The 20,258-nt window shown below is 70.5% G+C and carries 16 protein-coding genes; 8 read left to right on the forward strand and 8 right to left on the reverse strand.

Annotated elements, in window-relative coordinates:
- Nucleotides 1-4: 4 nt before the first annotated feature.
- The 3 genes from ACWD4J_RS21695 to ACWD4J_RS21705 are packed head-to-tail and all read left to right on the forward strand — an operon-like array spanning nucleotide 5 to nucleotide 2,090.
- Nucleotides 5-1,198 (forward strand): sensor histidine kinase, encoded by a 1,194-nt coding sequence (locus tag ACWD4J_RS21695; protein WP_451397035.1) that lies wholly within the window; start codon nucleotides 5-7, stop codon nucleotides 1,196-1,198.
- On the forward strand, nucleotides 1,195-1,833 hold the full coding sequence (locus ACWD4J_RS21700; RefSeq protein WP_451397036.1) for a response regulator: 639 nt from the start codon (nucleotides 1,195-1,197) through the stop codon (nucleotides 1,831-1,833). The genes ACWD4J_RS21695 and ACWD4J_RS21700 overlap by 4 nt, the downstream gene beginning before the upstream one ends.
- A 26-nt stretch (nucleotides 1,834-1,859) precedes the next feature.
- A complete protein-coding gene (locus ACWD4J_RS21705) occupies nucleotides 1,860-2,090 on the forward strand; it encodes a hypothetical protein (protein ID WP_451397037.1) in 231 nt (76 codons plus the stop codon).
- 58 nt (nucleotides 2,091-2,148) lie between these two features.
- On the opposite strand, the gene ACWD4J_RS21710 is transcribed toward ACWD4J_RS21705, so the two are convergent.
- A complete protein-coding gene (locus ACWD4J_RS21710) occupies nucleotides 2,149-2,787 on the reverse strand; it encodes a mycothiol-dependent nitroreductase Rv2466c family protein (protein WP_451397038.1) in 639 nt (212 codons plus the stop codon).
- A gap of 146 nt (nucleotides 2,788-2,933) precedes the next feature.
- Between ACWD4J_RS21710 and pepN (ACWD4J_RS21715) the strand changes: the two genes are divergently transcribed.
- Nucleotides 2,934-5,519: an aminopeptidase N gene (gene pepN, locus ACWD4J_RS21715; RefSeq protein ID WP_451397039.1), complete on the forward strand. Its 2,586-nt coding sequence runs from the start codon at nucleotides 2,934-2,936 to the stop codon at nucleotides 5,517-5,519.
- A gap of 321 nt (nucleotides 5,520-5,840) precedes the next feature.
- Nucleotides 5,841-6,923, forward strand: a complete 1,083-nt coding sequence (locus ACWD4J_RS21720) for a hypothetical protein (protein WP_451397040.1) — start codon at nucleotides 5,841-5,843, stop codon at nucleotides 6,921-6,923.
- A gap of 77 nt (nucleotides 6,924-7,000) precedes the next feature.
- Here the strand turns inward: ACWD4J_RS21720 and ACWD4J_RS21725 are convergent, their stop codons facing one another.
- Nucleotides 7,001-8,746: a TIGR03767 family metallophosphoesterase gene (locus ACWD4J_RS21725; RefSeq protein ID WP_451397041.1), complete on the reverse strand. Its 1,746-nt coding sequence runs from the start codon at nucleotides 8,744-8,746 to the stop codon at nucleotides 7,001-7,003.
- Between the two features lie 252 nt (nucleotides 8,747-8,998).
- Nucleotides 8,999-9,460, reverse strand: coding sequence for an NUDIX hydrolase (locus ACWD4J_RS21730; RefSeq protein ID WP_451397042.1), 462 nt, complete (start codon nucleotides 9,458-9,460; stop codon nucleotides 8,999-9,001).
- A gap of 282 nt (nucleotides 9,461-9,742) precedes the next feature.
- Here ACWD4J_RS21730 and ACWD4J_RS21735 point away from each other — a divergent pair, with 282 nt between their 5' ends.
- Entirely contained in the window at nucleotides 9,743-13,063 is a 3,321-nt protein-coding gene (locus tag ACWD4J_RS21735; protein WP_451397043.1) for a S8 family serine peptidase, read from the forward strand.
- 88 nt (nucleotides 13,064-13,151) lie between these two features.
- On the opposite strand, the gene ACWD4J_RS21740 is transcribed toward ACWD4J_RS21735, so the two are convergent.
- Both ACWD4J_RS21740 and ACWD4J_RS21745 read right to left on the reverse strand, forming a co-directional pair.
- Nucleotides 13,152-13,943, reverse strand: coding sequence for a hypothetical protein (locus ACWD4J_RS21740; protein ID WP_451397044.1), 792 nt, complete (start codon nucleotides 13,941-13,943; stop codon nucleotides 13,152-13,154).
- Nucleotides 13,940-14,461 carry a sigma-70 family RNA polymerase sigma factor gene (locus tag ACWD4J_RS21745; RefSeq protein ID WP_451397045.1) on the reverse strand — a complete coding sequence of 174 codons (522 nt, stop codon included), beginning with the start codon at nucleotides 14,459-14,461 and terminating at the stop codon, nucleotides 13,940-13,942. The genes ACWD4J_RS21740 and ACWD4J_RS21745 overlap by 4 nt, the downstream gene beginning before the upstream one ends.
- 186 nt (nucleotides 14,462-14,647) lie before the next feature.
- Between ACWD4J_RS21745 and ACWD4J_RS21750 the strand changes: the two genes are divergently transcribed.
- The gene (locus ACWD4J_RS21750; protein ID WP_451397046.1) at nucleotides 14,648-15,691 is read left to right on the forward strand and encodes an aspartate-semialdehyde dehydrogenase; all 1,044 of its coding nucleotides are present in this window, start codon (nucleotides 14,648-14,650) and stop codon (nucleotides 15,689-15,691) included.
- 42 nt (nucleotides 15,692-15,733) lie between these two features.
- Here ACWD4J_RS21750 and ACWD4J_RS21755 read toward each other — a convergent pair whose 3' ends face one another.
- Entirely contained in the window at nucleotides 15,734-15,898 is a 165-nt protein-coding gene (locus tag ACWD4J_RS21755; RefSeq protein ID WP_451397047.1) for a hypothetical protein, read from the reverse strand.
- Nucleotides 15,898-16,488 carry a Uma2 family endonuclease gene (locus ACWD4J_RS21760; RefSeq protein ID WP_451397048.1) on the reverse strand — a complete coding sequence of 197 codons (591 nt, stop codon included), beginning with the start codon at nucleotides 16,486-16,488 and terminating at the stop codon, nucleotides 15,898-15,900. The genes ACWD4J_RS21755 and ACWD4J_RS21760 overlap by 1 nt, the downstream gene beginning before the upstream one ends.
- Nucleotides 16,489-16,646: 158 nt before the next feature.
- On the opposite strand from ACWD4J_RS21760, the gene pepN (ACWD4J_RS21765) reads away from it, so the two are divergent.
- Nucleotides 16,647-19,214 (forward strand): aminopeptidase N, encoded by a 2,568-nt coding sequence (pepN, locus tag ACWD4J_RS21765; protein ID WP_451397049.1) that lies wholly within the window; start codon nucleotides 16,647-16,649, stop codon nucleotides 19,212-19,214.
- Nucleotides 19,215-19,278: 64 nt separating this feature from the next.
- Here the strand turns inward: pepN (ACWD4J_RS21765) and ACWD4J_RS21770 are convergent, their stop codons facing one another.
- Nucleotides 19,279-20,199, reverse strand: coding sequence for an EamA family transporter (locus ACWD4J_RS21770; RefSeq protein ID WP_451397050.1), 921 nt, complete (start codon nucleotides 20,197-20,199; stop codon nucleotides 19,279-19,281).
- Between the last annotated feature and the right edge of the window lie 59 nt (nucleotides 20,200-20,258).

Consider the following 20,258-nt stretch of genomic DNA (forward strand, 5'->3'; position numbering starts at 1 on the left):
CGGTATGACCGCTCTCACCGGACCCTCCGCCGACGTCTTCTGGGCCACGTCGCTGCGCCGGTGGAACTCGGTGTGCTGGGTGCTGTTCGCCGCGATGGCCGTCGGGATCGCCACGATGGGCCGTCCCGGCGGCAGCACGTACGCGGCGCTCGCGCTGCTCGGCTGTGTGGCGCTGAGCTTCGCCGTGCTGCACCGCTTCCCGGGCAATCCCGTCGTACGGCCGCACGGCTATCTCACCGTGCTGGTGCTGGCGCTCGGCGGGCTGGCGTATCTGCGCACCAGTTATGCGGCGCTGTTCATGGTGACGCTGCCGCACTACTGGATGTTCGGGCGGACGCCCAGGATCTCGATGGGGTTCCTGGGGCTGGCCACCGCCGGGACGCTGGTGGGCAGCTGGGTGCAGCAGGGCTGGTCGGCCGAGTTCTTCGGGGAGACGGCCGTGTCCACCCTGATCGTGGTCGCCGTGGGGGTGCTGATCGGGCTGTGGGCGCACGCGGTGGTCGAGCAGAGCACCGAACGCGCCCGGCTGATCGTGGAGTTGGAGCGGGCCCAGGCCCAGCTGTCGGAGGCGCACCAGCGGCAGGGCGCGGCGGACGAGCGGGAGCGGATGGCGCGGGAGATCCACGACACGCTCGCGCAGGGCTTCGCGTCGATCGTCGTGCTGGCGGAGGCGGCCCGGGCGGGACTCGCCGCCGACCCCGGGCGCAGTGCGCGCCAGTTGCGCTCGATCGAGTCCACCGCTCGCGAGAACCTCGCCGAGGCCCGTGAGCTGGTCGGCTCGGCGGGGCAGCAGGGCGGCGCGGCGGCCGGGTCGATCGCCCGGACGCTGCGCCGGATCCTGGACCGGTTCGCGGAGGACACCGGGCTCACCGTGACCGCCGAGCTGGCCGACCTCGACTGCGACCAGCAGACCCGGATCGCGCTGCTGCGCTGCACCCAGGAGTCCCTGGCGAACGTGCGCAAGCACGCCCGCGCGTCCACGGTCGGGGTGATCCTGGCCCGGCGGCCGTACGGGGTGGAGCTGGAGATCACCGACGACGGCACCGGTTTCGTGGTGGAGGCCTCGACGGGCTTCGGGCTCGACGGGATGCGCAAGCGGCTGGCGGAGCTGGGCGGGCGGCTGACGGTGACGAGTTCGGTCGGCGACGGGACGAGGATCCTGGCGGTCGTTCCGCCGGGCGGCGAGGGGACGGCATGAGCGACGGGAAGCTGCGGGTCGTGGTGGTGGACGACCACACCGTGATGCGGGCCGGAGTGATCGCACTCCTCGACGGGGAGGAGGGCGTCGAGATCGTCGGCGAGGCGGGCGACGGCCGGGAGGCTCTCGACCTGGTCGCCCGCCACGACCCCGATGTGGCGCTCGTCGACCTGCGGATGCCGGTGCTGGACGGGGTCAGGACGACGACCGAGATCGTGGCTCGCCACCCGCGCACCCGGGTGCTGATCCTGACGACGTACGACACCGACGCCGACATCGAGCGCGGGGTGGAGGCGGGCGCCATCGGCTATCTGCTGAAGGACACGACGCGCGAGCAGCTGGTCGACGCGATCCGGGCGGCGGCGCGCGGCGAGACGGTGCTCGCGCCCCGGGTGGCGGAGAAGCTGGTCGCACGGATGCGGCGCCCGGTCCAGGACCCTCTGACCGCGCGCGAGACCGACGTGCTGAGCGCGGTGGCCGACGGCCTGACCAACGCGGAGATCGGCCGCCGGCTCGTCATCTCCGAGGCCACGGTCAAGACCCATCTGCTCCGGCTGTTCGCCAAGCTCGACGTGAACGACCGGACGCGGGCGGTGGTGGTGGCGATGGAGCGGGGGTTGCTGCGGCGGCCGTAGGGCGTACGAAACGACGGGAGGAATCCATGACCACCAAGTACCTGGACTGCCGGAACTGCGGCGGCATGCAGGACTTCAGGCCGCTGACGGACGAGGAGAAGGACGCCGTCAGAACGATCGTCGAGGTGCGGTACGTGCACGACTACTGGCGCTGCACCGCCGTCGGCTGCCTCCGCTTCCAGCGCTGGTACGCCAAGGGGGACGGGGCGAGCCTGCCGGAGGAGTTCCGCGTGCCCGCCCCGCCCGATCCGGAGTGATCGCTACCGATCCGCTACCGATCCGCTACGGATGCGCTGCCGGTCGGCTATCAGCCGCTCACAGGTTGCTGAAGTCGGGGCCCTTGGTCCGGGTGCGCTTGATCTCGTAGAAGCCCGGGACCGAGGCGACGAGGAGGGTGCCGTCCCAGAGCTTGGCGGCCTCCTCACCCTTGGGGGCCGGGGTGACGACCGGGCCGAAGAAGGCGATCTGCTCGCCGTCCGCGCCGGGCACGGCGATGACCGGGGTGCCGACGTCCTGGCCGACCTTGTCGATGCCCTCCTTGTGGGAGGCGCGCAGCTCGGCGTCGTACGGGGTGGAGTCCCAGTGGTCGATGAGGGACTTGGGCAGGCCGATGTCCTTCAGGGCGGCCGCGACGACGTCCTTCTCGATGCCCTCGCCCTGGTTGTGGACCCGCGTGCCGATCGCGGTGTAGAGGTCGCCGAGCACCTCGGGTCCGTGCTCCTGCTGGGCCGCGATGACCACCCGGACGGGGCCCCAGGCCTTCGTCGCGAGCATTTCGCGGTACTCCTCGGGCAGTTCGTCGACCCTGGGCTCGTTGAGGACGGCCAGGCTCATCACGTGCCAGCGGACCTCGATGTCGCGGACCTTCTCCACTTCCAGGACCCACCGGGAGGTCATCCAGGCCCAGGGGCACAGCGGGTCGAACCAGAAGTCGACGGGGGTCTTCTCGGTCATGACTCTCCTCATGAGGACACGTACGGCACGTGCGGAGTCAAACGCGGTCGGCTCTCCACGCATTCCCGGATGAGAAGATCGGTCGGGGCCTGCCCGGCGGATCAGGCCGGACAGGCCCTGGATTCGACGACCTCGAAGGAGTGCCCGTGCCCGGTGAGAACCTGACCCGCGACGAGGCCCGCGAGCGGGCCGCACTGCTGTCCGTCGACGGGTACGAGATCGAGCTCGACCTGCGCTCCGCGGTCGGCGGCAGCGAGCAGGAGCCGCGCACGTTCCGCTCCGTGACCACGATCCGGTTCCGCTGCGCCGAGCCGGGCGCGACAACCTTCGCCGATCTGATCGCGCCGAACGTCACGGCTGTGTCCCTCAACGGCAGGGACCTCGACCCCGTCGCCGTGTTCGACGGCTCCCGGATCGCGCTGGAGGACCTGGCCGCCGAGAACGAGCTGGTGGTGGACGCGCAGTGCGCCTACTCCCGCACCGGCGAGGGCCTGCACCGCTTCGTCGACCCGGAGGACGGCGAGGTCTACCTCTACACGCAGTACGAGCCCGCCGACTCCCGCCGGGTCTTCGCGAACTTCGAGCAGCCGGACCTCAAGGCGCCCTTCCGCTTCGAGGTGCAGGCCCCGGCCGGCTGGACGGTGTGGTCGGGCGGCGTCGGCGAACACAAGGACGGCACCTGGCACTTCGCCGAGACCAAGCCGATCTCCACGTACATCACGGCGGTCGTCGCCGGCCCGTACCACTATGTGACCGACACCTACACACGTACGTTCGAGGACGGTACGACGCTGGAGGTCCCGCTCGGCGCGCTGTGCCGCAAGGGGCTCGCCCGGCACTTCGACGCGGACGACGTCTTCCTCGTCACCAAGCAGGGCCTGGACTTCTTCCACGACCACTTCGACTACCCGTACCCCTTCGGGAAGTACGACCAGGCGTTCGTGCCCGAGTACAACCTCGGGGCGATGGAGAACCCGGGCTGTGTGACGTTCCGCGAGGAGTTCATCTTCCGCGGCAAGGTGACGCAGGCGGCCTACGAGGGCCGGGCCAACGTCATCCTGCACGAGATGGCACACATGTGGTTCGGGGACCTCGTCACCATGCAGTGGTGGGACGACCTGTGGCTGAAGGAGTCGTTCGCCGACTTCATGGGGGCGTTCTCGCTGGTCGGGGCGACCCGTTTCAAGGACGGCTGGATCACCTTCGCCAACCGCCGCAAGGCGTGGGCGTACCGGGCCGACCAGCTGCCCTCCACGCACCCGATCACGGCCGACATCCGCGATCTGCAGGACGCCAAGCTCAACTTCGACGGCATCACGTACGCCAAGGGCGCGTCCGTCCTGAAGCAGCTGGTCGCGTACGCCGGGCAGGACGCCTTCCTGGAGGGCTCGCGGCGGTACTTCAAGCGGCACGCGTACGGGAACACGCAGCTCGGCGATCTGCTGTCGGTCCTGGAGGAGACGTCCGGGCGGGACATGACGGCGTGGTCGCGGGCGTGGCTGCAGACCGCCGGGGTCAACTCCCTGACGCCGCAGGTGCTGCTGGATGCCGAGGGGCGCGTCAGCGAACTGGCCGTCGTCCAGGAGGCGCCCGAGTCGCATCCGGACCTGCGGCCGCACCGGGTGGCGGTGGGCCTCTACCGGCTGACCGCGGAAGGCGGTCTGGAGCGGTACGCGCGCGTGGAGACCGATGTCGACGGGGCGCGGACGGTCGTCGGGGAGCTGGCGGGGGTGGCAGCCCCGGACCTCGTGCTGGTCAACGACGACGACCTCACGTACTGCAAGATCCGCTTCGACGAGAACTCGCTGGCCACGCTGCGGGAGCACCTCGGCGACATCACCGACCCCCTCGCGCGGGCGCTGTGCTGGTCAGCGCTCTGGAACCTGACGCGCGACGCGCTGATGCCCGCGCGTGAGTTCATCGGCCTCGTGCTGCGGTTCGGGGGCCGGGAGTCCGACATCGGCGTCCTGCAGATGCTGCACGCCTGGGCCGAGTCGGCGCATGTGAACTACGCGGCGCCCGCGTGGCGCGAGGAGGGCGGGCTGCTGCTCGCCGAGGGAGCGCTGCGCGAGCTGCGGCTCGCCGAGCCGGGCAGCCAGCACCAGCTGGCCTGGGCACGGTTCTTCGCCTCCGTCGCGTCGAGCGGGACCGATCTGCGGTTCCTGCGGGACCTGCTGGAGGGCACCGAGAAGCTGGAGGGACTGGAGGTCGACCAGGAGCTGCGCTGGTCGTTCCTCGAGCCGCTCGCCGCGTACGGGGTCGCCGACGAGGCCGTGCTCGCGGCGGAACTCGCCCGGGACGACACGGCGTCGGGCAAGCGGCACCAGGTCCGGTGCCTCGCCGCGCGGCCGTCCGCGGCCGTCAAGGCGCAGGCCTGGGCGGCCGTCGTCGAGTCCGACGCGCTGTCGAACGCGCTGGTCGAGGCGACGATCGCGGGGTTTGCGCAGCCGTCTCAGCGGGGGCTTCTCGCGCCGTATGCCGGGAAGTACTTCGATGTGATCGAGCGGGTGTGGGGCGAGCGGTCCATTCAGATCGGGATGGATGTGGTGCGGGGGTTGTTCCCGGCGTTGCAGGACTCGGCGGAGACCGTTGCTGCGGCGGATGTGTGGTTGGAGGGCCGCCTTTCCGCGCCTCCGGCGCTGCGGCGGCTTGTGCTTGAGGCGCGGGACGATCTTGCGCGAGCCTTGCGGGGGCAGGCGTGTGACGCCGGTGCCGCTGGCGGGACGCTGTAGCTCTTTGTTCGGGTACGACCCCGGGGCGCCGTTGCTCGGGGGTTGTGCCCACCCTCCCCCAGCTACCGCTGGGAGGTGCCCCCAACCCTGGGGGTACTGGGAGAGGAACGATTGCCCACAACGGGAACGACGACGGTGCGCCCCCTCTCCGTTCGTTCGCCACCACGGTTACCGAAAACTGGCACCCCGGGCCGTAACCCCGAATGGACCAGCGGGTTTCGGGCGTCGAACGTGCGTACTTTAGGGCGAGGTTGTCCTGGTTTTTCGACGGCTGCGTAACAGCGGTTAACGGACCGGGAGGCGATGGGAAAGTCCGGGGGCATGAATCACAACGCCCCGCTCTCCCCCCACCCCCTGCTCCGCCCCGCGCTCTCCGACGTCCGGCTGCGCGTGATGAGCACCGCGCAGCTCCGGGCGCACGGGGTCTCCGGCGCGGAGACGAACGCACGCTGCCGGCCCGGCGGACCCTGGCAGCAGCTCCTGCCCGGCGTCCAGCTACTCCGCTCCGGGCCGCCCACCAGCGAGGAACGGCTGCACGCCGTGCTGCTGTACGCGGCGAACGTGTCCCCGCGCCGTACGGCGCACACCGTCCCCTCGCAGCCCGCCCCGGGCGAGCCGCACGGCCCGGGGCAGCAGCGGATCGCCTACGGCGACGCGATGATCACGGGCCTGGCGGCGCTCACGCTGCACCGTCTCCCGTCCGCTCCTCCGCTGCTCTCGCTGAACCGCATCGACGTCCTGGTGCCGCGCACCCGCCGGCTCCGCTCGACCGGCTTCGCCCGGGTGGTCCGCGCGCCCGAACTGCCTGTCGCGGAGCAGGTCACCGGTCTGCCGGTGGCACCCGTCCCGCGGGCCCTCGCCGACGCCGTCGCGCAACTGCCGGACGCCGATGCGGTACGCCGCCTGCTCACCGAGGCCGTACGCGGCGGCCACTGCGATCCGGCATCGGTCGTACGGGAGTTGGCCCAGGCGCAGCTGCTGAACCGGCCGCACGTCGTGGACGCCGTCGAATCGCTGCTCGCCGAGGGGCGCGCCGTCGCCGAGGACCGGCTGTACCGGATGGTGCGCGAGCACCGGCTGCCGGACCCGCTGTGGAACGTCGACCTGCGTCTGCCGGGCGGCCCGCACCTCGGCGGCGTGGACGCGTACTGGCCCGACCACGCGGTGGCCGTCGAGCTGGACACCCGGGCACCGAGACAAGGCCTGCGGCACGGCGGCGACGCCCTGTGGTCCGAGTACGCCCGCAAGCGGGAGCACTTGGAGCGGCTCGGCATCACGGTCGTCCACCTCACGCCGAAGAAGCTGCGTGATGCGCTCGAGCAGCAGGCGACGGTCGTACGGACGGCGCTCATGGCCTCTGCCGACCGCGATCCGGCGGCGTACGTGGTGGTGCTGCCCCGCTGACGTCGACAAAGGACCCGAAGGTCAGTGAGTGAAGGGGCGGAGCCCGCAGGACGGGCCCGCCCCTTCACCGTCGCGCGTCACGCCTTCTTGAGCACCAGCTCCGTGTTGCGGTCCCCTGCCGTGCCGGACAGGGTGTCTCGCCTGCCCGGCGCGTTGAACGACAGTTCCCGGTACAGGGCCGCCAGACCCGTCTGGGAGAGGTCCGTGAAGTCGGTGGCGTGCGGGGCCGCGGACTCGATCAGGGTGGTGAACAGCGAGATCGTGCCGTCCTGGTTGTCCACCAGTTCGATGATGCGGGCCAGCTGCGGGAAGTCGATGTGGGAGGCCGTGGAGATCTCCCAGAAGGTGCCGCGCGGGGTGATCTTGTTCTTGTGGCTGTGGCCGTTGACCCAGGCCAGGACGTTGCGGTGGCGGCCGAGGAGGTCGACGACCTCGTCGCCGCTGTGCCGGGTCTCGCCCGCGCGCGCGGGGTCGCGGTTCAGATTGCGCATCGTCGTGCTGGTGTGGTGGCTGAAGACGATGACGTACTCGTCCTTGTGCGCCTTCAGAGTGCGCTCCAGCCACTTCAGCTGGGCCGTGCCGAGAGAGCCCTCGTAGTGGCCGCCCGGGTCGGTCGTGTCCAGGCTGATGCCGATCACGTCGTCGGCGATGCGGAAGGAGTAGTACTGGGTGCCGGCGGCGAGGTTGGCGGCGGAGTAGCCGTGGCCGACCGGGCCCGGGCCGGTGTGGGCGGGGTCGAGGTGCGCCTTGAGGTAGTCGGCGGGGGTGAAGGGCGCGCGGGACTCGTCCGGCGTGACCGAACGCATGTGCCGCGTCTGGCTCTTCAGCATCTCCTTGAAGGCCTCGCCCTTGGGGTCGCCGCCCTTCTGGACGTTCTTCCAGATGGCCGCGGCCTGCGCCTCGGGCAGCGTCATCAGCTTGCGGCCGCCCACGGCGAAGTCGGCGAAGAAGGAGTCGCCCGGCGCGTAGCAGCCGCCCGGCAGCGCGTCGTGGTTGCCGACCGTCGAGTACCAGGGGAGGTTGAGGCCAGGGCTGCGCACCTCGCGGATCGCCGCCTCGAGGAAGCCCTCGATGCGCGGGAACCCGAGCTGCTTGTCCGCGTCGCGCAGGGCGTCGTCCGGCTGCCAGTACAGCTTCAGGCCCGAGTTCTGCACGCCCTCGTAGCGGCGGTGGTCGCCGCTGTCGGGCGTGATGCGGCCGCCGCTCATGGTCTTCAGGAACCACTCGAGCTCGGAACTGGCGTTGTTGTCGGTGTTGTCGCCGGTCGTCATGACGAAGTGCAGCGGCGCTCCGGTCGCGGGGGCACCGCGCAGCGCGTTGACGCGCTCCACGAGGGAGATGGCACCGGCCACGGAGAGCGCCTCCTGCGGCCGCCAGGCGCTGGCGGTCTGGGCCCGCAGGTACTCGTAGCGCAGCGGGTGCTGCACGTCGACCAGGTGCAGATCGGTGAACTGCACGAACGCGGCGAGGGCGGTGCGCCGTTCGACGCGGCCGGACCTGGGGGCGGCCAGGTCGGACCGTACGACACGCGTCCAGGCGGGGCCGTCGCCGAGGCGCCGGTAGCCGGTGGCTCCGGAACGGGGCGCGGCCACGGTGGCGAGGGTGGTGCCCTCCTCGTACGGGGTGAGCGGTGCGGCGGGCGCCTTGCGCGAGACCGCGGTGACTCCCGTCGGGATCGCCGACGCGGCCTGCGCGCTGCCGGGGCGGAGCGCGTAGCCGATGCCGGCGGACAGGGACACCGCTCCGGTGGCGGCGAGCAGCGTACGGCGGTTGACGGCGGTGGCGGTGGCAGCGGCTGTGGCCACAGAGCGTATGCGCGACATGGCGCGGTCTCCCCGAGTGCGAAACGCGTCGGCAGTGGGCACGGGGAGTCAGGTGTGTGAACTCCCCGCTTCCACTGGATCGTTGACAGACGGGATGACCTGCGCGTTAACTCGGCGGCAACGGGCAGCACCGATCACCGCACGTGGATCTTGAACTACCCGGCGTGACACGGGCCCCTCTCCGGGCGGAAGGGAAGCAGTCACTCCACGTTCACTTTTCGGGGTACGGGAGCCGGATCGAGGCCGCCCGGGTCAGCCGCGGCGCTCCGGCACCGCATGGCCGGCGGCCGGCCTCTCCCGCCACATCCGCAGTCCGATGTCGACGAGCTCGACGCGCTGCAGCCGCTCCACCTCCCCCAGCGCGTGCCAGGCGGCCATGTCCGTGGAGCCGTTCTCCTCGTACCGCAGGGAGCCGCCGGTGATCTGCGCCTCGTAGACGATGCGCAGCCCGTGGAAGTCGGCGACCGCGCCGAGCCTGCGCGGATAGCGTCGCAGCACGGAGTGGACGCCGAGCAGCGCCGCCGGCTGGACCGTGTAGCCGGTCTCCTCGTCGACCTCGCGGATCACCGTGTCGTACGGGTCCTCGCCGTGGTCCATGCCCCCGCCCGGCAGCGTCCAGTGCCTCGTGCCGTCGCCCGCCACCCAGCGGGCGAGCAGCATCTGACCGTCCCTCACGCACACGGCGTAGGCCGCCACCCTCAGTTCCTTCTGCATGGACAGACGTTAGGCCCCAGTGGCCCCCTCTTCGCATGCCGTTTGTGTATGCGCCCGTTGAGCCCGCCTACGCGCGTCACACGACCCAAATCCCCCTATCAACCCCCATTGCGCCCATGGCGTATGGCGGAAGTACGCCACAACGCCAACCCGCCACAGGCAAAAACTCCACAAACAGTGGTCTCATACGTAAAGCTGAGCGGCCATCAGGCACCGAATTCCGGACTCCCGTGCGAGAGACCTCCCGTGTGAGAGCCCGGACCTTCACCCACAAGGATGCTGATGACCTCCGACCCCCAGTGCGCACCCGTGTCCGGTGCGAGACGCGTGGCCCGCGTCGTCGTGGCCGCGGGCCTGGTGGCCGCGCTCTCCGCGGCCGGGCCGCTACCCATGGCCTTCTCCGCGGACGCGGACCCGACGCCGGCACCGGCGGGCGCGACCGTCAAGTCGGCCGACGACAAGCTCGGTTCTGCCGACGCCGAGCTCCTCGCCGAGGCCAAGGCCGACGGCGACAAGAACGTCACGTTCATGGTGGCGACGACACCCGGCAAGACCGAGCAGGTCGCCGAGCAGCTCGACGCCGTCGACGGCGGCCTGGTCGGCAAGACCATCGACAAGCTCGGCTATGTCCGCGCCACGGTGCCCACCGCCAAGGCGGACAAGGCCATCGCGGCCGCCCAGAAGCTGTCCTCCGTCCAGGCGATCGACCTCAAGCAGGAGATCCCGCTGGACGACCCGACCCCGTCCGCCGACACGGCCAAGGGCGCCGGCACCGCCGCGGAGGGCACCTACGCCGCTCCCGGCAAGAACACCCCGGCCAAGAACCCGTACAACCCGTCCTTCGAGACGGGCTCGGTCGACTTCGTCAAGGACCACCCGACGTACGACGGCCGCGGCATCACCATCGGCATCCTGGACTCCGGTGTCGACCTCGCCCAGCCGGCGCTGCAGAAGACCACCACCGGCGAACGCAAGATCGTCGACTGGGTGACGGCCACGGACCCGGTGTCGGACGGTGACGGCACCTGGCGGCGCATGACCGCCTCGGTCGCCGGACCGAGCTTCACGATCACCACCAAGGACCAGGGCACCGAGAAGTTCAGCGCCCCGGCGGGCAGCTACAAGTTCAACTACTTCTACGAGTCCGCCACCACCGGTGGCGACATGGCCGGCGACCTGAACCGGGACGGCGACACCACCGACGTCTGGGGTGTGCTCTACGACCCGGCCGCGGGCACCATGACCGTCGACCTCGACGACGACCTGGACTTCACCGACGAGACGCCGATGAAGCCGTACAAGGACGGCTTCCAGGTCGGTTACTTCGGCAAGGACGACCCGTCCACCGAGGTCGCCGAGCGCATCCCGTTCGTCGCCGAGATCCGCAAGGACGTCGTCTACAACGCGGCCGGCGACAAGGCCGACTACGTCAACATCGGCGTCATCGAGGGCGAGCACGGCACTCACGTGGCCGGTATCACCTCTGCCAACGGCCTGTTCGGCGGGAAGATGAACGGCCAGGCACCCGGCGCCAAGCTGGTCTCCTCCCGTGCCTGCACCTGGACCGGCGGCTGCACCAACATCGCGCTGACCGAGGGCATGGCCGACCTGGTCATCAACCGCGGCGTGGACATCGTCAACATGTCCATCGGCGGCCTGCCGGCGCTCAACGACGGCAACAACGCGCGCGCCCGGCTCTACACGCGCCTCATCGACGACTACGGCGTGCAGCTCGTCATCTCGGCCGGCAACTCCGGCCCCGGTGCGAACACGATCGGCGACCCGGGACTCGCCGACAAGGTGATCTCCGTCGGCGCCGCCATCTCCAAGGAGACCTGGGCCGCCAACTACGGCTCGGCCGTGGAGAAGAAGTACGCCATGTTCCCCTTCTCCTCGCGCGGTCCGCGTGAGGACGGCGGGTTCACCCCGACCATCACCGCGCCGGGCGCGGCGATCAACACCATCCAGACCTGGCTGCCGGGCGCCCCGGTCGCCGAGGCGGGCTACAGCCTCCCGGCCGGTTACGGCATGCTGCAGGGCACCTCGATGGCGTCGCCGCAGGCCGCCGGCGCCTCCGCGCTGCTGCTGTCCGCCGCCAAGGCGAAGGGCATCGACCTCACCCCGGCGAAGCTGCGCACCGCGCTGAGCAGCACCGCGCACCACATCACCGCGGTGCAGGCGTACGAGGAGGGCGCGGGTCTCGTCAACGTGCCCGACGCGTGGGACGCGATCAAGGACGGCGCGACCGCCCACGAGTACACGGTGAAGGCGCCGGTCGACACCAACATCGACCAGTTCCTCGCGGAGCCGGGCGTCGGCACCGGGATCTACGACCGCGAGAGCGGTCTGAAGACGGGTCAGAAGAAGGTCTACGAGGTCACGGTCACCCGTACCTCCGGTCCTGACCGGCCCGTGCGCCACGAGCTGTCGCTGGCGAACAACTCGGGTGACACCTTCTCGATCGTCGGCCCGGACGAGATCAGCCTCGGCCTGAACAAGCCGGTCACCGTCAAGATCGCCGCGAAGCCGCGCTACTCGGGCGTCCGCAGCGCGATCCTTGAGGTGGACGACCCGAGCACCGAGGGCGTCGACAAGCAGATCCTCAACACGGTCGTCGTCTCGAACGACCTGACGAGCGGCTCGTACACCTTCGCCGCGTCCGGCTCGGTACAGCGCAACAGCACCAAGTCGTACTTCGTGACGGTGCCCGAGGGCGCGAAGACGCTGGAGGTCGCGATCGGCGGGCTGGTGGGCAAGAGCCAGACCCGGTTCATCGCAATCCACCCGTACGGCGTTCCGATCGACAACACCTCCACGCCGTACTGCTACAACAACTACCTCGACGGCAACGGCTGCCGCCCCGACGTGCGCTCCTACGCGGACCCGCAGCCGGGCGTCTGGGAGATCGAGGTCGAGGCGCGCCGTACGTCGCCGCTGCTCGACAACCCGTACAAGCTGGACGTCAGCGTGCTGGGCGCGGCCTTCGACCCGGCCGTGCAGACGGTTCCGGAGGCCAAGGTGGGCACCCCCGCCGCCGTCTCCTGGAAGGTGACGAACGGCTTCGCGGCGATCGACGGAGTGCTGCAGGGCGGCCCGCTCGGCTCCTCGAAGACCGCGCGGCCGACCATCGCCGAGGGCGAGACGCAGACCACCACGGTCGTCGTGCCCGAGGGCGCGGAGAAGCTCGACGTGGCGATCGGCAATGTGTCGGACGCTGCGGCGGACCTCGACCTGGTGGTCTACGACGAGAACCACGAGGAGGTCGGCTCCTCGGCGGACGGAGACTCGGAGGAGTCGGTGAGCATCCCCGAGCCGGCCGCCGGCACGTACACCATCGAGGTGTACGGCTACGGCGTCCCGTCGGGTTCGACGGCCTACGACTACCGCGACGTCTTCTTCTCCTCGTCGCTCGGTGAGGTCAAGGTCGACGAGTCGAAGGCGGTCGAGCTCGGCCACGGCGACTCGGCCGATGTCACCGCGGAGGTCGTCGCGAACGCGGCGGCTCCCGAGGGACGCGAGTTCTTCGGCGAGGTGCGGCTGGTGAACGGGCGCGGCACGGTCGCGGGCCTCGGCAGCGTGAAGATCGAGAAGGTCACGCCGTAGCGGGGTGACCTCCGCAGGAGGGGGCGGGCGCTCTTCCGGGCGCCCGCCCCTTCCGCTTCCCCTCCCCCGTCGGCTCAGGACCGCGCGGTCACGCCCCGGGCCCTGGGTCGCCCTCGCACTCGATCTTCCGCGACCCGGGCAGGGCCTTGATGATCCACCTTCGGTCCTTGGCCACGTCCTTGCCCGTGGACCAGATGGTCGGGTGGGGGTCGTAGCTGGGAATGAGGATGAGCGTGTGATCACCCGGACGCAGCCGGGGATCGACCGCCACGTCCATCGTGAAGGTGACTCGCTTCTTGCCGCTGCTCGGTTTGTAGTAGCGCGTCACGTCCAGCACGATCCGGTCCTGCGCCCCGCCGGGGAGTGGCTCCACCCGTTCCACCGTGCCCTCCACGATGAGGCGGGCGCAGGCCACGGTGCCCTCCGCCGACATGGACTCACCGTCGTTCTTCTGGTCGCTCCCCTCCTGGGAGGCCCCCGCGGCACTCTTGTCCGCAGCAGAACTGTCCCCGGCCCCCGCCCCGGACTGCCCCACGAGCCACACCGCGCCGCTGAACATGGCCGCGGCGCAGACGGCCGCGAGTGCGCCGAGCGCGATGGCGAACGGGCGCCTGGTCCGGCGGGCCGGCGCCCGCACAGCAGGCACCGGGGCAGTGCGCTCCGGCACTGAGGAGCGGCCCGCGGGCGCCGCCAGCGCGTCCCCCAGGCCCCGCAGCTGAGCCCTCAGCTGCGTGAGATCCGCCACAGCCGACCGGTACTCGTCCATGAAGGCGGCGTCCCCACGGGCGTCGCCCGACAAGGGCTCGTCCATGATCGCGGCCAGCAGGGCGTCGCCCCCGCTGCCGTACTCGGGTCCGTCGTCGTGTCCGGCCACCGTCACACCACCTCCTCCTCGTGCAGCCGCGCCCGCAGGGCCTGTACCGCCGTGTGCAGCCTGCTCTTGACCGTGCCTTCGGGGATGCCGAGCTGCTCGGCGATCCCCCGCACCGGCAGGTCCGCGTAGAAGCGCAGCACGACGACCTGGCGCTGGCTGTCGGGCAGCTCGTCGAGGCCCTGGGCCACGGCGAGCGAGAGCACCCAGGTCTCCTCGACCACCGGGTGCTCCTGCCGCAGCGCGGCCAGCCGTTCGCCGAGCCGCTCCTGGCGGTGGCGCGCTCGGTGCCAGTCCATGGCCAGGTTGGACGCGACGACCGCGGCCCACGCGGACACGTCGCGCGGCGCGTCCTGACCCTTCGCGGCCCGTTCCAGCAGCCTGAGCCTGACCTGCTGCACCCCGTCCGGCAGATCCGCGTACGGCACCCCGCCCAGTGCCAGTACCGCGCGCACTCTGTCCTCCTGGGCCGCGTCCAGCGGATCCGCGTCACGGGCCGTTCGGACTTTTCGCCGCAGCAATGCCACCCTCCCCTCCCCTGCGTTTCCCCTATGACGCCGGAGCGGCCGGAAACGTTCGGCCGCCCTTCGACCGGCCCCGCTGTCCGCGAACCGTCCCGCTCCTCGGACAATGGATTGGCAAAGCGGCCGGGGGCATACGCATCATGGAGCGGCAGCCGCAGCTCAGCCACACGCATGCAAGAAGGAGTCCTCGTGAGGGTCGGAATCGTCGGAGCCACCGGTCAGGTCGGCACAGTCATGCTCAGGATCCTCGACGAGCGGGCCGGAAAGAATGGACACAGCCCGGTGGAGGAGCTGCGTCTGTTCGCCTCGGCCCGGTCGGCCGGTTCGACGATCGACTGGAGGGGCACCCCGGTGACGGTGGAGGACGCCTCCACCGCCGACTACGCGGGCCTGGACATCGTCCTGTTCTCGGCGGGCGGCGCGACCTCGAAGGCCCTGGCCGAGAAGGTCGCCTCGCAGGGCGCGGTCGTGATCGACAACTCGTCGGCCTGGCGCAAGGACCCCGAGGTCCCGCTGGTCGTCTCCGAGGTGAACCCGCACGCGATCGCGAACCGCCCCAAGGGCATCATCGCCAACCCGAACTGCACCACGATGGCCGCGATGCCGGTCCTGCGTCCGCTGCACGAGGAGGCGGGCCTCGATGCGCTCGTCGTCGCCACCTACCAGGCCGTCTCCGGCTCCGGCCTCGCGGGCGTCGCCGAGCTGCACGGCCAGGCCCAGAAGGTCATCGCCGACGCGGACAAGCTCACGCACGACGGCGAGGCCGTGGACTTCCCGGAGCCGGGCGTCTACAAGCGGCCCATCGCCTTCAACGTTCTGCCGTTCGCGGGCAACCTCGTCGACGACGGCCTGAACGAGACCGACGAGGAGCAGAAGCTCCGCAACGAGTCCCGCAAGATCCTGGAGATCCCGGAGCTCAAGGTCTCCGGCACCTGCGTGCGCGTCCCGGTCTTCTCCGGCCACTCCCTGCAGATCAACGCCCGCTTCGCCCGCCCGATCAGCGTCGAGCGCGCCACGGAGCTGCTGTCCGACGCGCCCGGCGTGGAGCTCTCGGAGATCCCGACCCCGCTGCAGGCCGCGGGGAAGGACCCGTCGTACGTGGGCCGCATCCGCGTCGACGAGACCGTCGAGAACGGCCTCGCGCTGTTCGTCTCCAACGACAACCTTCGCAAGGGCGCCGCGCTGAACGCGGTGCAGATCGCGGAGCTGGTGGCGGCGGAGCTCGGCCGCTAGGCGTACGCGGTGAAGGGACGGCCACCGACCGGTGGCCGTCCCTCACTCATCGTCCCCACAGATCCGGGCGGTGGTCTCGGCGCGCATCCGCGCACGCGCCTGCTCGGCCTCGGGAGAGTTCAGCCACGGATGGCGCTCCATGGCTTCTGCACGCACCTCGCGCCATGAACGCCCCGCCACCTGACCCTCGACCTCGTCTCCGCCCATCACGGCAGCTTCGGCGGGTAGAGCTTGAACTGCGAGGTGTCGACCGCGAACGAGAACGGTTCCGGCAGCTCGATGGCATCACCGAACTGGTACGGGTCGACCCTGCGGTACGTCATCTTCTCCGGTTGTGAGTGAAGCTCGATGAGGCCTTCGTTGGGGTCGATGAGCAGGTAGAGCGGGATCTGGCTCATCGCGTACCACATGCGCTTCTTGATGTAGTCGCTGTCCCTGTCCGAGGAGACGACCTCGACGACCAGGTCGACACGGTAGGCGGGGAACGGGTTGGGATTGTCCTGGATCGCCTCGGCGGTGGTGACGGTGAGATCCGCCTTGGGCTCGAAGCTGGAGATCTCGGAGATCAGCGCCTGCTCGGGCAGAGCCTCCCAGCCGGCCAGGGTGAACTGCGTGGTCAGCCTGGCCACGATGCGGTTGTGGAACGGTGCCGCCGATACCTGCATCACGATCTTTCCGTCGATGAGCTCGATCTTCAGCTGATCGAGCTCGGGGAGCGTCTCCAGAAAGCGCAGCAGTTCGTGCCCGTCCTTCCTCCGCATGACGTCCTCGACAGTTTCGTGGTGCCTCAGGGTCATCGCGGCGTCTCCTTCCACGCTCGGCGTAGAAACGGCGGCGGCCGACGATTCCAAGGTAGATGTCTTTCGCCACGATCGGGTTAACCCGGCCCGGCGTGCAAGGATGAACGGAAAACGGTGGAAGTGAAGACGCACCGAGGACCCGAGGAGATGACCGCGTGCCTGGCACGAATCTGACCCGTGAAGAGGCGCAGCAGCGGGCGAAGCTGCTCACCGTGGACTCGTACGAGATCGATCTCGACCTCTCCGGCGCGCAGGAGGGCGGCACGTACCGGTCCGTGACCACTGTGCGGTTCGACGCGGCCGATGCCGGGGCCGAGACCTTCATCGACCTGGTGGCGCCGACGGTCCACGAGGTCGTGCTCAACGGTGACGCGCTGGACCCGGCGGAGGTCTTCGCCGACTCGCGTATCAAGCTCCCGGGCCTGCTGCAGGGGCCGAACGAGCTGCGGGTCGTCGCGGACTGCGCGTACACGAACACCGGCGAGGGCCTGCACCGCTTCGTCGACCCGGTCGACAGCCAGGCCTACCTCTACACCCAGTTCGAGGTGCCGGACGCCCGCCGGGTGTTCGCGAGCTTCGAGCAGCCGGACCTGAAGGCCACGTTCCAGTTCACCGTGAAGGCGCCCACCGGCTGGACGGTGATCTCCAACTCGCCGACGCCGGAGCCGAAGGACGACGTCTGGGCCTTCGAGCCGACGCCGCGCATCTCGACGTACATCACGGCGCTGATCGTCGGCCCGTACCACTCGGTGCACAGCGTGTACGAGAAGGACGGGCAGTCCGTACCGCTCGGCATCTACTGCCGCCCTTCGCTCGCCGAGTTTCTCGACTCGGACGCGATCTTCGAGGTCACGCGCCAGGGCTTCGAGTGGTTCCAGGAGAAGTTCGACTACGCGTACCCGTTCAAGAAGTACGACCAGCTCTTCGTACCGGAGTTCAACGCGGGCGCGATGGAGAACGCGGGCGCGGTGACCATCCGCGACCAGTACGTGTTCCGCTCGAAGGTGACGGACGCTGCGTACGAGCGGCGCGCCGAGACCATCCTGCACGAGCTGGCCCACATGTGGTTCGGCGACCTCGTGACCATGGAGTGGTGGAACGACCTGTGGCTGAACGAGTCGTTCGCCACCTACACCTCGGTCGCCTGCCAGGCGTACGCGCCGGGGTCCCGCTGGCCCCACTCCTGGACGACGTTCGCCAACTCGGAGAAGACCTGGGCGTACCGCCAGGACCAGCTGCCGTCGACGCACCCGATCATGGCGGACATCCGCGACCTGGACGACGTCATGGTCAACTTCGACGGCATCACGTACGCGAAGGGCGCCTCCGTCCTGAAGCAGCTCGTCGCGTATGTCGGCATGGACGAGTTCTTCCGCGGCGTGCAGGCGTACTTCAAGCAGCACGCGTACGGGAACACGCGGCTGAGCGACCTGCTCGGCGCGCTGGAGAAGACCTCCGGCCGTGACCTGAAGACGTGGTCGAAGAAGTGGCTGGAGACGGCCGGTATCAACATCCTGCGGCCGGAGATCGAGACGGACGCGGACGGTGTGATCACGTCGTTCGGGATCCGCCAGGAGGCGCCGGCGCTCCCGGCAGGTGCGAAGGGCGAGCCGACGCTGCGTCCGCACCGCATCGCGATCGGCCTCTACGACCTCGACGAGGCGGGCAAGCTGGTGCGCGGCGACCGCATCGAGCTGGACGTCGACGGCGAGCTGACCGCCGTACCGCAGCTGGCGGGCAAGCGCCGCCCGGCGGTCGTGCTGCTCAACGACGACGACCTGTCGTACGCGAAGGTCCGCCTCGACGAGGAGTCGCTGAAGGCGGTCACCGAGCACCTCGGCGACTTCGAGGCATCTCTGCCGCGCGCCCTGAGCTGGGCGTCGGCCTGGGACATGACGCGCGATGCCGAGCTGGCGACCCGCGACTATCTGTCGCTGGTGCTGTCCGGCGCCGGCAAGGAGTCGGACATCGGCGTGGTCCAGTCGCTGCACCGCCAGGTGAAGCTGGCGATCGACCTGTACGCGGACCCGGCCTGGCGTGAGACGGGTCTGGCGCAGTGGACCGAGGCTGCCCTCGAGCACCTGCGGGCGGCCGCGGCGGGCAGCGACCACCAGCTGGCATGGGCCCGCGCCTTCGCGGCGACCGCGCGGACGGACGAGCAGCTCGACCTGCTCGCCGCCCTGCTCGACGGCACGGAGACCATCGATGGCCTGGTCGTCGACACCGAGCTGCGCTGGGCGCTCGTGGAGCGGCTCGCGGCCACGGGCCGGTTCGGCGAGGAGGAGATCGCGGCCGAGTACGAGCGGGACAAGACCGCCGCGGGCGAGCGCCACGCGGCGACCGCACGGGCCGCCCGCCCGACCGCCGAGGCCAAGGCGGAGGCGTGGGCGTCGGTCGTCGAGTCCGACAAGCTGCCGAACGCCGTGCAGGAGGCGGTCATCGCCGGCTTCGTCCAGACCGACCAGCGCGAGCTCCTCGCGCCCTACACGGAGAAGTACTTCGCCGCGGTCAAGGACGTCTGGGAGTCCCGATCGCACGAGATGGCCCAGCAGATCGCGATCGGCCTCTACCCGGCGCTGCAGGTGGAGCAGGCCACTCTCGACGCGACGGACGCCTGGCTGGCCTCCGCCGAGCCGAACGCGGCCCTGCGCCGCCTGGTCTCGGAGTCCCGGGCGGGCATCGAGCGCGCGCTGAAGGCTCAGGCGGCGGACGCGGCGGCGTAGTTCTCCGTTCGCACGCGTGTGGGGTGTCCCTCAGGCTTCGGCCCGAGGGGCACCCCACACGTCGTCAGGAGCGGACTCGCTGGGCGGACCGCGCCACGGACGGGATCCGGAGGACGCCGGGCGCGGCGGTCGAGGCGCGCGGTCGCGCCTGGCCCGCGAGCGTCGCGCCGAACGCGATCGCCATGCCCGCCAGTTGCACGGGCGACAGCGCCTGGCCGAGCGCCGCCCACCCGATGACCGCGGCGGTCAGCGGCGAGAGCGGGCCGAGGAAGGTGACCTGGGTGGCGCTGAGGCGGCCGATGCCGCGGAACCACAGCCAGTACGCGACCGCCGTGTTGGCGAGCGCCAGATAGACGTAACCGGCGATGCTGCGGCCGTCGAGCGCGGGCGGTGCACCCTCGACGAGAAACGCGACCGGCGCGATGAGCAGGCCGCCCGCGGTGAGCTGCCAGCCGGTGAGCGCGAGCGGACCCACGCCGTCCGGACGGCCCCAGCGCTTGGTGAGCACGGTTCCGGTCGCCATCGACGCGGTCGAGGCCAGGGCGGCCAGTACGCCGACGAGGTCCAGCGCCGACGTGGCTTCGAGGACGACCAGGCTGACGCCGAAGGCCGCCGCGATGCCGGTGAGCAGGGTGCGCAGGGTCGGCCGTTCACCCAGCAGCAGCGCGGCCAGACCGGCGACGAACAGCGGGCCGATCGAACCGACGACCGCGGCCATACCGCCGGGCAGCCGGTACGCGGAGAGGAAGAGCAGCGGGAAGAAGGCGCCGATGTTCAGCGCGCCGAGCGTCGCCGCCTTCCACCACCAGGCACCGCGCGGCAGGACGCGGGTGAGCGCGAGCAGGGCGACTCCCGCGGGCAGGGCGCGCACCAGGCCCGTGAACAGCGGACGGTCGGCCGGCAGGAACTCGGTCGTGACGGCGTAGGTCGACCCCCACGAGACGGGGGCGAGGGCGGTGAACAGGACGGTGCTGGCGCGCTTCATCGACGATCCCCTCCGGTACGTGGCTCACCCGAACGAAAATAGCTTAGTTCTAAGCTACT

Source organism: Streptomyces sp. NPDC002577 (genome assembly GCF_053594815.1).